Raw genomic sequence first — 12,869 nt, 5'->3', positions numbered from 1 at the left:
AAGAGGACCGAGAAGAGGATGGTTGGGGGTGATTCCAATGGGGAACGGGAGAAATCGGAGACACGCGGGCCGGGCGGGGCTGATCGTCGCCATCCCCGTCCGGCCGGGCGTGTACCCCGAGCGTGACCGGAGGTCAGCGGCTCAGGAAGGCGCGCGCCTCGGCGATCAGGTCGATGTGGAGGCTGAGCCTCAGACCGTAGTAGACGATCACCGTCGCGGTCGCGGCGGCGGCCAGGACCACCAGGATCTTGACCGTCCAGCCCTGGCGCCCGAGCCAGGCGGTCCAGGCGGCCAGCGTCCGCCTGCCGAACTGCAGCAGGCGGTGCGCCCAGTGGAACTCCGTCGCCAGCACGGCCAGGCCCGCGAAGACGACCAGCCAGCCGGGCCCGGGGAAGGGCACCATGATGAGGCCGGCGACGACCAGCACCGATCCGATGACCCCGATGACGATCTTGAGGGTGAGGCGGCCGGTTCTGGTGGACCTGACACCGTCGAGCCAGCCGTGAATGCCCGAACGCCGGGCCGCCTCGTCCTTCAGGACGTCGGCGTCTCCGGTCTCGGACGGACGCCCGGAGGCGTCGCGTTCGTCATGCATCCCGTTGGAAGTGGCCACTCGATCCCCTGGACGTTGGTTTCGTCAAAGAATAGGCGCCTTCGAGTGGATCGCGCTCAATCCTCAGTCCTTGAGCTCGGCGACGATCAGCGTGTTGCCGTCAGGATCGGCCAGGTGCAGCGAACGGCTCTCGGCGTCCTCCCGCTCGTTCCACACCCGCACGCCGTACTCACCCAGGCGCCGGGAGAGGCGGCCGAGGTCGGTGGTGTAGAGCACGAGCGACGGCCTGCCGCCGGGTGCCCGCTCCCGGCCGGCGGCGGGCATGAGCCACACCCCGACCGGCTCCTGCCCCGGCAGCCCGACGTGCAGGTAGCGGTAGCCGTCGTCGGTCCGGTCGTGGAGCACGGCGAAGCCGAGGACGTCGCGGTAGAAGGAGAGCGCCACGTCGAGGTCGCCGACGGGCAGGACCATCCGGCCGACGGCGGAGAGCGGGGCTTCCGGTGAGGTCGCGATCATGGGAGGGACCCTAGCCGGGGTGACCGACGTTTTCCGGCCGCGACCGGGCGTTACGCGCCCTTGGGGATGACGAGACCCCGAAACAGCCCTGACAAGTCAAAGGTAAAAACCCTGGTGAATTGGGTGATTTTAGCCCCAAAAGTGGGTTAATGTCCGTCCATGTCTGAGGCTCCCCTTGTCAAGACCGTCAGTGTGAGGACCGTGAGCGGCCCCTGCGCCGTGTCCGCCATCACCGGTTCGGTCCTGCCCCGCGAGCGCCTTCGTGCCGACCTGCGTTGGGCGGCGGGTGTCCCGTCCGACCCGCACCGCTGGCTGGACGAGGAGGACGCGGCCTCCGTGGAGCTGCGCGAACTGCGCAGGTCCGACGGGCTCGGCCTGGTGGTCGAGCTCAGTTCCATCGGAACCGGTCGCGACGCCGCGACCCTGTCCAGGATCTCGGCGTGCAGCCGGGTGTCCGTGATCGCCGGAACCGGCTTCTTCGCCGGGCCGTTCAGCCCGCCGTGGGCGTTGACCGCCGACGTGGACACGCTCACCGCCCACCTGATGGACGAGATCGACAACGGCCTCGACGGGACCGGTTCCCGTCCCGGGGTGATCGGCGAGATCGGCTCCTGGGACGAGGAGCCGACCCCCGCCGAGGAGCGGTTCGCGGTCGCCGCCGCCAGGGCCTCCCTGGCCTCCGGCCTGCCCCTCGCCGTCTCCGAGCGCGGTGGCCTGCCCCTGCTGGAGATCCTCCTGTCCGAGGGGGTCCCCGCGCACCGGATCAGCGTCGCCGACGCGGGCACCGACCCCATGACCGCGCACAAGGTCGTCGAGTCGGGCGGTTACGTCTGTCTCACCTCCATGGGCGGCGACCGGCTGCGGGACGCCCTCGACCTCATCGAGGACGGCTACGCCTCCAGGCTGCTGCTCAGCAGCGGCCTGTCCAGGGTCTCCGAGATCGAGCGGTACGGCGGCGCCGGCTACAGCCACCTGTTCCGCACCCTCCTGCCCAGGCTCCGCGAGGCGGGCATCGGTGAGGGCGCCATCCGCATGATCACCCATGACAACCCCCTCCGCTGGCTGACCTGCACGACATAGGCCATGTCGATCAAGGTCGCGAACGCGCCCGTCAACTTCGGGATCAACCGGGCAGGGGGCGGTACACCGAGCCCCGACCTCCTGCTCGACGGGCTGGCTGAGGCCGGTTACGAGGGAATCGACTCGGGGCCGATCGGCTACCTGGGCACCGGCGGCGGACTGCTCGACCGGCTGGCCAGGACCGGGATGGGCCTGGCGGGCGGCCAGGTGGACCTGCGTTACGACGACGAGGACGCCTTCGCCGCCGGACTGGCCGGGCTGTACACGGCGCTGGCGATCTTCGCGAGCGTTCCGGTGGCCGACCCGCGCTTCGCCCCCCGCCTGACCCTGGCCTGTCCGCCGCACCGCAGGCGGTTCGCCCAGGGTGTCGCCCCCGGCCTGCCCGGCGAGGCGTGGGCCGACTTCGCCTCACGGGTGCAGGAGGCCGCCGACCGCTGCCGGGACCGCGGTCTCGAACCCGTCTTCCACCACCACCTGGGCACTCTCGTGGAGACCCCCGAGGAGGTCGAGAGGCTGCTCGACCTCACCGACGTCTCGATCTGCCTGGACACCGGCCACTTCTGGCTCGCCGGAGGTGACCCCGTGACCGCGCTGCGGCTGTGGGGCGACCGGATCAGGCAGGTCCACCTGAAGGACGCCAGCAGGCGGGCCCGCGACCGGGCGCGGGCCGCGGGCGGCGACCTGGCCGCGGTCATCGCGGGCGACGCCTTCCCCCCGCTCGGGGCGGGCGAGGTCGACCTCGCGGGTGTCCTGCGCGAGCTGCGCGGCTACGAGGGCTGGCTGGTCGTCGAGCAGGACGCGCCCGGCCCCGGCCAGGACGTCGGGCGCGCCATGGCCGACCAGCGCGCCAACCGGCTCTGGCTGAGCGCGCACGGCCTCTGAGGACGGTCCTCAGGCGACCCCGGCCTTCGGCGGGTCGCAGTCCACCGGGCACTCCCGTGGGCGCAGCATCAGCCGTGAGCCGGGGCCGCCGGCCGCCGCCTTGTCGTCGGGGTTGATCAGCGCGCAGCGGTCGAGGGACAGGCAGCCGCAGCCGATGCAGTCGGTCAGGCCGTCCCTGAGCAACTGCAGCTGCCTGATGCGGTCGTCCAGCTCGCTCTGCCAGGCCGCCGAGAGCCTGGCCCAGTCGTCGCGGGTCGGGGTGCGCTCGTCCGGCAGGGCCGACAACGCGTCCTGGATCGTCCTCAGCGGGATGCCGACCCGCTGCGAGACCCGGATGAAGGCGATCCTGCGCAGCGTGTCACGGCTGAAACGGCGCTGGTTGCCGGCCGTACGGCGGCTGCTGATCAGGCCTCTGGCCTCGTAGAAGTGAAGGGCGGAGACGGCGACCCCGCTGCGCGAGGCGAGCTGGCCGACGGTGAGCTCCATGTTCGCGGACACATTCCACTCTAACGCGACCTTCACCTTGATTGAGGTTGCGCGCTGGAATCACGACCTTTCCCCATCCGGCGTGGATCGTCCTCCCGGGGGCTCGAACCGGTCGGGGATGCGCGACTCGGGCGGACACTCCCCGCGACCGCGACAATGGGGACATGACGAGAGCACTGGTGCTTGGCGGCGGAGGAATCGCGGGAATCGCGTGGGAGGCGGGCATCGTGACCGGCCTGCGGCGGGCGGGCCTTGACCTGGGTGAGGCCGATCTCGTGATCGGCACGTCCGCCGGATCGGTCGTGGGGACCCTCATGACCACCGGCGTCGACCTGGAGGAGGCGGTCGTCGCGCAGGCGGAGGCCGAGCCCGCCGCGTCCCCGCAGGTCGACCCCGAGGCGGTGATGACCGTCTTCGGCCTGCTCCACGACTCCTCCCTCGACCCGGAGGAGGCCAGGCGGCGGGTCGGCGCGCTCGCCCTCGGCACCGGGGACACCGGGGCCAGGACCGAGGAGATCGGCAGGCGGCTGCCCGTGCAGGAGTGGCCGGAGCGCCGGTTGCTGGTCACCGCGGTCGACACCGCGACCGGCGGGTTCGTGGTCTGGGACCGTCACTCGGGTGTCCCGCTGTCCTCGGCCGTCGCGTCGAGCTGCGCCGTGCCGTGCGTGTTCCCGCCCGTGGAGATCGGCGGGCGCCACTACATGGACGGCGGAGTCCGCTCGGTGACCAACGCCGACCTGGCCGCGGGCAGCTCCGCGGTGGTCGTCGTCGAGCCGCTGGCGCATCTGGAGACCAGGGAGCGCTTCGAGGCGGAGGTCACCACGCTCGGGGACGCGGCGGTCGCCCACGTGGCGCCCGACCAGGCGGCGATCTCCGTCTTCGGGATCGACATCCTCAACCCCACCCTGTGGCGACCGGCCTTCGCCGCGGGCCTCGCCCAGGCCCCCGACGTCGCCGAGGTCGTGGCCAAGGTCTGGCGGTCCTGACCGTACGGCCCGGCGGGCGCGGACCCGTCCGGGAGGTCAGCGCTCGACGCTCCAGTCGTGACGGCCGATGGCGTAGGACCCGCCGTCGGCCGTCAGCCAGCCCGCCCTGGTGAGGGTCTCGACGCTGTGCCGTACGGCCTGCTCCGGCAGGCCGGTGGCGTGGACGATCTCCTCGACGCTCGCGGTCCTGGTGTCGACCGCGAGCACGGCCACCGCCTCGTAGACGCGGGTGTCGGTCGTGGACAGCGCCTGGACGTCCGCCTGTCGTTCCTCGCTCATGCTCCGCTCTCCTTCCCGGATCGGCTTACGGCCCCAGGACCTTGTCTCACCCCTTTCGGGCGTGTTACTCCGGGTGATCCCCGAAAGCCTTTCCACGGCCCCCTGTGGGCCCCCTGCGGGCCTTCCAGGAGCCCTGGCCGGGACCCGCGGCGTCGTGTACGGCCTACGCCCCGGCCCGTATGGCGACGGAGATATTCATGTTCGTGTTTCTCTGGTGTGATCTATCGACACTTCGCCCGATGCGTGCATAAACGTCCCATTGCGAGTAACGTGCGGATGACAGGGCTCTCGGAGCAGGTCTTCCCCGGTGGGACCGCGTGGATCGGCTCCCGTTGTCACGGGCCTCCACCTGCCCCGTCCCGCCTGCGCCGCACCTCTCGGCATTCCTTGTTCCCTTCTCATTGGAGCGCTTTCACGAAATTGAGTCAGATTTCGTGACACGGTTTGCATTGCGGCCATAACGTCTTAGCCTTACCTTCCCGGTATGGATCTCGAGCTCCGACACCTCAGGATCGTGCGCGCGGTCGCAGAGGCCGGGAGCGTCACCAAAGCTGCCAGCCATCTCGGGCTGGCACAGCCCGCGCTGACCGCGCAGCTCAAACGGATTGAGCGAGTGCTCGGGGGAGCTCTTTTCGAACGCGACCACAACGGTGCGCGGCCCACACCTCTCGGGGAACTGGTGTTGTCCAGGGCGATGGTCTTGTTGCCGGCCGCCAGGGAACTCCAGGAGGAGGCGGTCCGCTTCGCCAACGCCACCGGTGACATCCCCCGTTACCGGCTGGGAGCCACCAACGGTCCCATTCTCGGCGGGCTGGTCGACCGGCTCGCCAGGGCGTGGCCGTCGACACCGGTCAGCACGTACACCTCGTGGTCGGCCAGGGAGCTGACCACGATGGTGATGCTCGGCCGGATCGACTTCGCGCTCATCGGCGCCTGCGGGGAGAGCGCCCCGCCGGTCGAGGGACCGGTGGTGTGGCTGACCGTGGGCATGGACCCGGTCTTCGTCCTGCTCAACGAGGACCATCCCCTCGTGGATCGGAAGGAGGTGACACTGGCCGAACTGGCAGGCGAGAGCTGGGCGGTCACCCCGGGTGACAGTTGCTTCGGGGACTGCTTCGCCACGGCGTGCGCCCGCGCGGGCTTCACGCCGCAGACCATCTACGAGACGGACGTGGCGACATGCATGCACCTGGCCAAGGTCGGCCGCGCGGTCGTGCTGTGCCAGGCGACCTTCCAGCCGACACCGGGAGTGGCGCTGGTACCGCTCGTGGACGCGCCGCTGCGGTGGCGGCAACTGCTCGGCTGGCATCCGGAAGGCCCGGGTGCGCGAGCCGCCGCCTCGATCGTCGAGCACGCCAAGGCGGCCCACGCCGACGCGGTACGGCAGAGCGTCCGCTACGCCGCGTGGCTCGCCGACAACCCGCGTTTCGGCACCTCTCCGTGACGCGACGATGAGACATCCGGCGCGGAGCCCGCGGAGAACCCGTACCCCCCGCGTTCACCACCCGCCCGGCCAGAACGGCCGGGTCCCGACCCCCCGTCCCCGAACGCCGCCGCCCCTTTCCGAAGGGACGGCGGCGTCCTGACGTTCCGGCCCCGGCCGGGGCCCGGTGCGGCGGATCGGGAACGTCGAGAACAATGGACGGGTGAGTGAGCTTCTTACGCTGAGCGAGGGCGCGGTGCTGACGCACCTGGCCACCAGGGCCGAACTGACGGACGGCACGCTGCGGGCCGTGGACGACCTGCGGCTGTGGGCCCGTCTCGCCGACGGCGACGGGCTGCCGCTCGCGGGGGGCGGCACGGTGCGCACCGTGGTCGAGGCCGGCGAGCCGTACCTCACCGGGCCTGAGGGCTGGCTCTCGGCGGTGCGGCCGGAGGAGGTGGTCGCGCTGCGCCTGCGCGGGGGCGGGTTCGAGCTGTCCACCACGACGCTGGCCGGGTTCTCCGCCGAGCGGGCGGTCCGGGTCACCGAGGAGTTCGCCCAGCGGGCCTTCGAGGCGCTTCGCGCCTTCGCCGAGGGACTTGAGCCGAGCCCCGGGGTCTCGATCGACGTCGCGGTCCTCGGTCTGCTGGCCAAGGACCCCGAGACGTTCGCCGATCCGCTGCCGCCGCTCGCCCCGCTGCTGAACGGCGCCTCGCTGGAGGTCCGGGGCGGCCGGGTCGGCATCGTGGGCGCGCCGTGGGAGCCTGACTCCGTCGCCGACCTCGCCCCGCTCGACGTCGTCAGGCTGGCCCTGGTGCGCAGCGCGCTGCGCACCTACGGGGAGGGCGCCGACCTGTCGCGGGCGCTGACCTACCTGGGCCGCTCGGCGGCGGTGCTCACCAGGATCGCCGACGAGGTCGAACGGGAGCCGCTGCCCGCGCGGCTCGTCGAGGCCCTGCCGCGCACCGACCCCGCGGCGCTGCTGCTGGCCGCCAGGTCGGCCGAGGGTGAGGGCCGCTCGTTCGAGGCGTCCGGGATCATCGCCGAGGTGCTGGCGCTGTCGCCGGGGCTGGCTCCCGCCGAGCGGGACGCGGCCGAGTACGCCGCGTGCCGTACCGACCCGGGTGATCCGCTGCCCGCGCGGGCCGCGCACCTGTTCCGCGGCCTGCTGGCCTACGGAGACCGCCCGGCCAGGCGCCGCCTGATCGACGACCTGGTCGGGTTGAGCGTCCGGGTCGCCGAGCCCGCCCTGGCCGACCTGGCGCTGTTCGAGAACGACGTCGTCGGCGAGTTCCTCGACGCGCGGGGCGAGTGGCTGCGCGAGGACGAGGTCCGGCTGCTCGATTCGTGGCGCGGGACGCCGCTGCGCCTGTGGGAGGTGCTGGGCGTCCACGACGACCGGATCACCCTGCGCGACGCGGCGGACAAGGCCGGGCGGCCGGTCACGCTGGCCGACGAGCTGCTGCCCTCCCAGGCGCGTCCGGGCGACCTGATGCTGACCAGGCTGCTGGACGACGGGACCGGGCCGCACGTGTTCGGCCATCCCTTCAAGGTGGACCCGGCACGCCGGGAGGAGATGCTCGCCCTGCTCACCGACCCGGTCGACCCCTACGCGATCGCGGCCTTCTTCCGGCGCGCCGCCCGTCCCGCGCCGCCCCGGTGACCCCGGCCGGGATCTCCCGCCGGGGTGTCAGCCGCCGTTCTGCGGGACGATCGGGCCCTCGCTCGCCTGGACCAGGACGAACCCCTGCCCCTGGAAGGCGAGCTGGACCGCCTCGCCGCTGCCGCGCCCGATGAGCGCCGAGGCCTTGAAGGTGCGGTTGACGCCGACGCGCAGACCCGTGCTCCAGCACACCGCGGACTGGCTGTCGGCGTAGGTGGGCATACGGGAGGCGTCGAGCAGGACCGGAGCCCCGTGCGCGGTCACGGCCACCCACCCGGTGCCCTGGACGGTGGTGTTGAACAGACCGCCGGTGGCGATGCCCGCGCCCTGCACCCGCTGGATGTCCCAGGTGAGTTGCGGATCGAAGGCCAGCAGGTTCCTGCCGTTGACGGTGATCGCCTCGTTCTCCAGGTAGAACAGGTGGACGTCGTCGGCGTTGTCGGCCAGGAAGAGCAGGCCCTGGCCCCGCACGCGCATCAGGGGCGCGCCCTCCCCGGTGACCATCTTCTTCAGCAGGCGGCCCACGCCGCCGCCCTCGTAGTCGAAGTCCATCTGCCCCTGGAAGGCGACCATCGACCCCTGCCGGGCCAGAACCTCCCCGTTCAGGTGCACCCGCAGCATCTTGGCGTTCTGCAGGGCGAAGTGACCGGGAACCTGCCCCTGGTCGAGGTTTCCGAAGAACGAGCTACGCACAGGCGATGCCTCTCGGTGTCGGGGGATTCACACCGGAATGACGCGTGGGACGACAGAGGAGTTCCCCCCGAGCCCAAAATGCCCAACCATCAGGCGAATCACCGAAAAATCACTACATCTGGTCGTTACGCTACCGCCTCGTGAGCGAGTCCGGACGGGCGGGTGGCGAAGACCGGCCATCGGCCCGTCCCGCCGGGCCCGTCCTGCCGTGACGGTGGGCGACCCGCCCCCTGTCGACAGGACCGGAATTGCGATTAATGATCGTAAATAATCGCGACTGCCGCCGGGGCAGCGCATGTCCAAGGAGATGACGTGACCGCCGAGATCGCGGGCTGGCTGTTCCACACCATCAGGCGCGAGGTCGCCGGAGCCGAAGCCCTCGCCGCGGAGACCGACCTCGTCGCCACCCTCGGGGAGAGGACCCTCGGCCCGGGAAGCGGCCGAGGGTTCATCGACCACATCCGCTCGAACAGCGAGGCGAAGATCAGGATCGTCGAGATGTTCACCAGGAACCGGGCCGTCCTCGACGGGCTCGAAGGCCGCATCCGCGAGGGCGAGAGCCTCACCGCGGGTGAGGCGCACGCCCTGGCCGTCGCCGCCATCCGCGACGAGGTGCTCACCGAGGCGCTCACCGAGACGGCGTACGGCTACCGCCTGCGTCCCGGCTGGAAGGAGGAGTGGAAGCCCTGACCGGGGCCCCGGCCGCCCGTCAGGTGAACGCGTAGCACTCGACCTCGGCGCGGCGGTAGGTCAACCCCTTGGCGACCGAGTCCCGCACGCACGCCCGCTCGGCGGGGCTCAGCCGCAGCCTGCCGCACACGGAGACCCCGGAGTACTCACGGCAGTCCAGGTCCGGGTTCTCCTCGCCGCCCGCCCGGTAGTCCTGCCTGACCGTGTCCCGGCACTCGGCCCTGCGCCGCGCCGTCGCGGCGTAGGAGCACTGGTTGAGGAGCGTCTCGTACTGTGACCGGCTCACCGGTGTCCTGCCGTTGTCCTTCGGCAGCGCCCGCGCCGCGGTCCCGGTGCCGGTCCCGGTGACGACGAGCCCGACCGTGGTGACCATGACAAGAGCCGTGACGGCGATGATGCGTTTCATGGCGCCCCCCTGTGACCAGTCATGACATCCCTCTGTGACCAGCTCTCAATCCACAGTAACGGGCGCATGGCAAAGAACACTTCCGGGGCGTGAGACACCGGCTGGGGCCGCCGTGAACCGCCGTCCGGTCAGCCGGCCCCGACGGCTCCTGCGGCCCTGCCGCTCCCGGTGACGGCGTTCCTCGGGGAGCGCCTCCCCCGCCCGCCGACGACGACCAGGATCGAGGCCAGGACGAGCGGGCCCATCACGATCAGGTCGGTCGCCGAACCGCCGAACCGCGCGCCCTCCTTCCCCAGCAACATGCCGACCAGCAGGAACAGGACCATGTTGTTGCCCGCGTGCGCCAGGCTCGACGGCCAGATGCTGCCGCTGCGCTGGCGGAGCCAGCCGAGAAGGATCTCCTGGAACTGGAAGGAGACGGTCCAGATCAGCAGCCCGGCCACGACGTCGGCGTACTCGACGTACCCGAGGAAGGCCAGGGGGTAGTGCCAGGCGCCCCAGATGAGGCCGGTCACGACGGAGGCCAGCACCGGGCGGCCGGGAAAAAGGCGCAGCCGCAGGTAGCCGGTCCAGCCGAACTCCTCCCCCCAGTAGAGGGGGGACAGCAGGGGGATCAGGCCGACCAGCAGCAGCAGGAAGGCCCACCCCGGCAGGCCGGGAAGCACGTCGTCGAACGACGCCAGGCTCGGGTCGGCCAGTCCCGTGGCCGCGGCGATCCCGGCGGACATGACCACCAGCGCGGGCGGGCCGAACCAGGCGGCCAGGTAGTAGGGCCAGGCACTTCGCAGCCGGAGCGCCAGGCCCGCGTCGCCGAACCCCTCCCCTGTCACCCAGCGGCGTACGACGAACGCCGCGATCGCCGGGACGAAGGCCATCGACAACTGCGCCAGCGGGTCTGCCAGGGACATCCCCAGCAGCAGCCGTACGGCGAACATCCCCGCCCAGGAGACCCCGAAGGTGATGAGCAGGTAGGCGAGCACGCCCCTGTCCTTCCACGCCACCGCCGTTCCGCCTTTCTCTCGTTTCCGTTCACATCCGGGACCGTCCCGGACGCCGCGTCAGCACATCACCCGCCCCGGGCCACGGTCACTACGCCGGAACACCCGATCCGGGGGTGGCCGGCCGTACCCGGGAACTACCGCCAGACGGATGGGACGGGACGAGCCAGCGGGCTAGCGTGGGGCGCGTGCCGTCCCGAGAACCGAGAACCCCGCTTGAGGCGGTCACCGACCGCCGTTTCCTGGCCACGGGCTGGCCGTGGCGCTGCGCGGGCTACCTGCTGACCGGGATCCCACTGACGGCGGGGGCCGTGCTGGCGCTGGGGGCGCTCGCGTGGCCGTGGGGCCTGGTGCTGCTGCGGCAGGCACGCGGGCGGCCGCTGTCCCCCGGCTCCGCCGTCGCGCTCATCCTGCTCGGCGCCGGGCTCGTGGCCCTCTGGCCGGTCGTGGCGACCGCCCTGGCCAGGGTCGAACGGCTGCGCACACGCATGGTCGGCTCCCCGCCGCTGGTCTCCGGGCACCGCGCGCCGCCCGCGCCGGGGGCGTGGCCGTGGCTGCGGACCCGCTACACCGAGGCGGCGACCTGGCGCGAGCTGGGTTACGCCCTCCTGCTCGCCACGGCCGGGCCCGTGGTCTACGCCGTCGTGCTGCTGCTGGCGCTGCTGACGGTCTCGTTCCTGACCGCCCCCTTCCTGGTGGCCGGGGAGATGGACCCGGTCTCCCTGGGCTTCACCGAGGTCGGCGGCCTCGGTGAGGCGCTGCCGTACGCGTTGGCCGGCCTGGTGCTGCTGCCGCTGCTGCCCTACCCGATCGCGGTGCTCGCGGGCGCGCAGGCGGCGCTCGCGCGGGCGCTGCTCCAGGGCGGCCCCGGCGAACGGCTGCGCGCCCAGCTGGTGCAGGTCTCGCGCTCCCGCGCACGGCTGGTCGACGCCTTCGAGGCCGAACGGCGGCGCATCGAGCGCGACCTGCACGACGGCGCCCAGCAACGGCTCGTCGGCCTCACCCTGCAGATCGGCATGGCCAGGCTCGACGTCCCGCCCGGCTCCCCCGCCGCCGAGGCCATGGCGCAGGCCCACGGCCAGGCGAAACAGTTCATGGCGGAGCTGAGGGAGCTCATCCACGGCATCCACCCCCGGGTGCTGTCCGACCAGGGGCTCGCCGCCGCCTTCGACGAACTCGCCGACCGCTGCCCGGTGCCGGTGACCGTCCGCGCCGACCTGCCGGAACGGCTGCCCGCCCACGTCGAGGGGACGGCCTACTTCGTGGCGGCGGAGGCGCTGACCAACATCGCCAGGCACAGCGGCGCCACGCGCGCCGCCCTCACCGCGAGCGCGCCGGGCGGCCTCCTCGTGGTCGAGATCTCCGACGACGGCCGGGGCGGGGCGGACCCGCAGGAGGGAACCGGTCTGACCGGCCTGGCGGACCGGGTCTCCGTCGCCGGCGGCAGAATGCTGATGTCCAGCCCGCCCGGCGGACCGACCCTGCTACGTGTGGAGATCCCTTGCGGTCAGAACGACCCGTCCGAGTAGTCGTCGCCGAGGACGCCGTGCTCCTGCGGGAGGGGCTCGCCGGGCTGCTCGCCAGGTTCGGCTTCGAGGTCGTCGCCGGGGTCGGCGACGCCGAGGCGCTCGTGGCCGCCGTCGCCGAGCACTCCCCCGACCTGGTGGTGACCGACATCCGGATGCCTCCCGGCTTCACCGACGAGGGGCTGCGCGCCGCCGTCGAGCTGCGCCGCGCCCGCCCCGGGCTGGCGGTGGTCGCGCTCAGCCAGTACGTCGAGCAGAGTTACGCCTACGAGCTCATCGACTCCGGGGAGGGCAGGGGGATCGGCTACCTGCTGAAGGACCGGATCGTCGACGTCGAGGAGTTCGCCGCCGTACTGCGCCAGGTGGCCGACGGCGGCACCGTGGTCGATCCGTACGTCGTGCGCAGGCTGTTGCGCCGCCACCACGACCCGCTCTCGGCACTGTCCGAGCGTGAGCGCGAGGTCCTGGCGCTCGTCGCGGAGGGCCACTCGAACACCGCGATCGCCAGGATGATGTCCATCTCGGAGACGGGCGTGGGCAAACACGTCGGCAACATCCTCGCCAAGCTCTCGCTCCCGCCGGACGAGGGGACCAACCGCAGGGTCCTCGCGGTGCTGGCCTACCTCAGGAGCCAGGAGGACCACCCGGGAACCTGAGCACCACGGACAGGGCCGGTAGCGTTGCGGGG

At 71.9% G+C, this 12,869-nt stretch carries 15 protein-coding genes; 8 read left to right on the top strand and 7 right to left on the bottom strand.

Annotation, left to right across the window (positions count from 1 at the left end):
- Positions 1-133: 133 nt before the first annotated feature.
- Entirely contained in the window at positions 134-613 is a 480-nt protein-coding gene (locus tag ABZ463_RS10180; RefSeq protein ID WP_362775100.1) for a TIGR02611 family protein, read from the bottom strand.
- A 63-nt stretch (positions 614-676) separates the two neighbouring features.
- Complete coding sequence (locus tag ABZ463_RS10175; RefSeq protein WP_362775097.1) at positions 677-1,069, bottom strand: VOC family protein; 393 nt, start codon at positions 1,067-1,069, stop codon at positions 677-679.
- A 159-nt stretch (positions 1,070-1,228) separates the two neighbouring features.
- Here ABZ463_RS10175 and ABZ463_RS10170 point away from each other — a divergent pair, with 159 nt between their 5' ends.
- Together ABZ463_RS10170 and ABZ463_RS10165 are read left to right on the top strand one after the other, a co-directional pair.
- The gene (locus ABZ463_RS10170; protein WP_352008732.1) at positions 1,229-2,149 is read left to right on the top strand and encodes an aryldialkylphosphatase; all 921 of its coding nucleotides are present in this window, start codon (positions 1,229-1,231) and stop codon (positions 2,147-2,149) included.
- Between the two features lie 3 nt (positions 2,150-2,152).
- A complete protein-coding gene (locus ABZ463_RS10165) occupies positions 2,153-3,031 on the top strand; it encodes a sugar phosphate isomerase/epimerase (protein WP_362775094.1) in 879 nt (292 codons plus the stop codon).
- A 9-nt stretch (positions 3,032-3,040) separates the two neighbouring features.
- On the opposite strand, the gene soxR is transcribed toward ABZ463_RS10165, so the two are convergent.
- Positions 3,041-3,517, bottom strand: coding sequence for a redox-sensitive transcriptional activator SoxR (soxR, locus tag ABZ463_RS10160; protein WP_352009444.1), 477 nt, complete (start codon positions 3,515-3,517; stop codon positions 3,041-3,043).
- A gap of 164 nt (positions 3,518-3,681) precedes the next feature.
- Between soxR and ABZ463_RS10155 the strand changes: the two genes are divergently transcribed.
- On the top strand, positions 3,682-4,503 hold the full coding sequence (locus ABZ463_RS10155; protein WP_352008730.1) for a patatin-like phospholipase family protein: 822 nt from the start codon (positions 3,682-3,684) through the stop codon (positions 4,501-4,503).
- A 36-nt stretch (positions 4,504-4,539) separates the two neighbouring features.
- Here ABZ463_RS10155 and ABZ463_RS10150 read toward each other — a convergent pair whose 3' ends face one another.
- Positions 4,540-4,782, bottom strand: coding sequence for a hypothetical protein (locus tag ABZ463_RS10150; protein ID WP_352008729.1), 243 nt, complete (start codon positions 4,780-4,782; stop codon positions 4,540-4,542).
- Positions 4,783-5,266: 484 nt separating this feature from the next.
- On the opposite strand from ABZ463_RS10150, the gene ABZ463_RS10145 reads away from it, so the two are divergent.
- Positions 5,267-6,226, top strand: a complete 960-nt coding sequence (locus ABZ463_RS10145) for a LysR family transcriptional regulator (RefSeq protein ID WP_352008728.1) — start codon at positions 5,267-5,269, stop codon at positions 6,224-6,226.
- Between the two features lie 202 nt (positions 6,227-6,428).
- Positions 6,429-7,868: a hypothetical protein gene (locus ABZ463_RS10140; protein WP_362775088.1), complete on the top strand. Its 1,440-nt coding sequence runs from the start codon at positions 6,429-6,431 to the stop codon at positions 7,866-7,868.
- A gap of 27 nt (positions 7,869-7,895) precedes the next feature.
- Here ABZ463_RS10140 and ABZ463_RS10135 read toward each other — a convergent pair whose 3' ends face one another.
- Positions 7,896-8,561 (bottom strand): AIM24 family protein, encoded by a 666-nt coding sequence (locus tag ABZ463_RS10135; RefSeq protein WP_352008726.1) that lies wholly within the window; start codon positions 8,559-8,561, stop codon positions 7,896-7,898.
- Positions 8,562-8,873: 312 nt separating this feature from the next.
- On the opposite strand from ABZ463_RS10135, the gene ABZ463_RS10130 reads away from it, so the two are divergent.
- Positions 8,874-9,251: a hypothetical protein gene (locus tag ABZ463_RS10130; RefSeq protein ID WP_352008725.1), complete on the top strand. Its 378-nt coding sequence runs from the start codon at positions 8,874-8,876 to the stop codon at positions 9,249-9,251.
- Between the two features lie 19 nt (positions 9,252-9,270).
- Here the strand turns inward: ABZ463_RS10130 and ABZ463_RS10125 are convergent, their stop codons facing one another.
- Positions 9,271-9,657: a hypothetical protein gene (locus ABZ463_RS10125; RefSeq protein WP_352008724.1), complete on the bottom strand. Its 387-nt coding sequence runs from the start codon at positions 9,655-9,657 to the stop codon at positions 9,271-9,273.
- A gap of 128 nt (positions 9,658-9,785) precedes the next feature.
- Positions 9,786-10,658, bottom strand: a complete 873-nt coding sequence (locus ABZ463_RS10120) for a CPBP family intramembrane glutamic endopeptidase (RefSeq protein WP_352008723.1) — start codon at positions 10,656-10,658, stop codon at positions 9,786-9,788.
- A gap of 185 nt (positions 10,659-10,843) precedes the next feature.
- Here ABZ463_RS10120 and ABZ463_RS10115 point away from each other — a divergent pair, with 185 nt between their 5' ends.
- Both ABZ463_RS10115 and ABZ463_RS10110 read left to right on the top strand, forming a co-directional pair.
- Complete coding sequence (locus ABZ463_RS10115) at positions 10,844-12,184, top strand: sensor domain-containing protein (protein ID WP_362775082.1); 1,341 nt, start codon at positions 10,844-10,846, stop codon at positions 12,182-12,184.
- On the top strand, positions 12,157-12,837 hold the full coding sequence (locus tag ABZ463_RS10110; protein WP_352008721.1) for a response regulator transcription factor: 681 nt from the start codon (positions 12,157-12,159) through the stop codon (positions 12,835-12,837). The genes ABZ463_RS10115 and ABZ463_RS10110 overlap by 28 nt, the downstream gene beginning before the upstream one ends.
- Positions 12,838-12,869: the final 32 nt, after the last annotated feature.

The sequence above is a fragment of the Streptosporangium sp. NPDC020145 genome (assembly GCF_040631275.1).
In the GTDB taxonomy this organism is placed as follows: Bacteria; Actinomycetota; Actinomycetes; order Streptosporangiales; family Streptosporangiaceae; genus Streptosporangium.
The sequence above is the reverse complement of the archived record's forward strand: the minus strand, read 5'-3'. Positions and strand labels throughout refer to the sequence as shown.

Coding starts and splice junctions, on each gene's coding strand:
- ABZ463_RS10170 (WP_352008732.1), top strand. CDS start 1,229: ATGTCTGAGGCTCCCCTTGTCAAGACCGTCAGTGTGAGGACCGTGAGC.
- ABZ463_RS10125 (WP_352008724.1), bottom strand. CDS start 9,657: ATGAAACGCATCATCGCCGTCACGGCTCTTGTCATGGTCACCACGGTC.
- ABZ463_RS10150 (WP_352008729.1), bottom strand. CDS start 4,782: ATGAGCGAGGAACGACAGGCGGACGTCCAGGCGCTGTCCACGACCGAC.
- ABZ463_RS10175 (WP_362775097.1), bottom strand. CDS start 1,069: ATGATCGCGACCTCACCGGAAGCCCCGCTCTCCGCCGTCGGCCGGATG.
- ABZ463_RS10155 (WP_352008730.1), top strand. CDS start 3,682: ATGACGAGAGCACTGGTGCTTGGCGGCGGAGGAATCGCGGGAATCGCG.
- ABZ463_RS10145 (WP_352008728.1), top strand. CDS start 5,267: ATGGATCTCGAGCTCCGACACCTCAGGATCGTGCGCGCGGTCGCAGAG.
- soxR (WP_352009444.1), bottom strand. CDS start 3,517: ATGGAGCTCACCGTCGGCCAGCTCGCCTCGCGCAGCGGGGTCGCCGTC.
- ABZ463_RS10165 (WP_362775094.1), top strand. CDS start 2,153: ATGTCGATCAAGGTCGCGAACGCGCCCGTCAACTTCGGGATCAACCGG.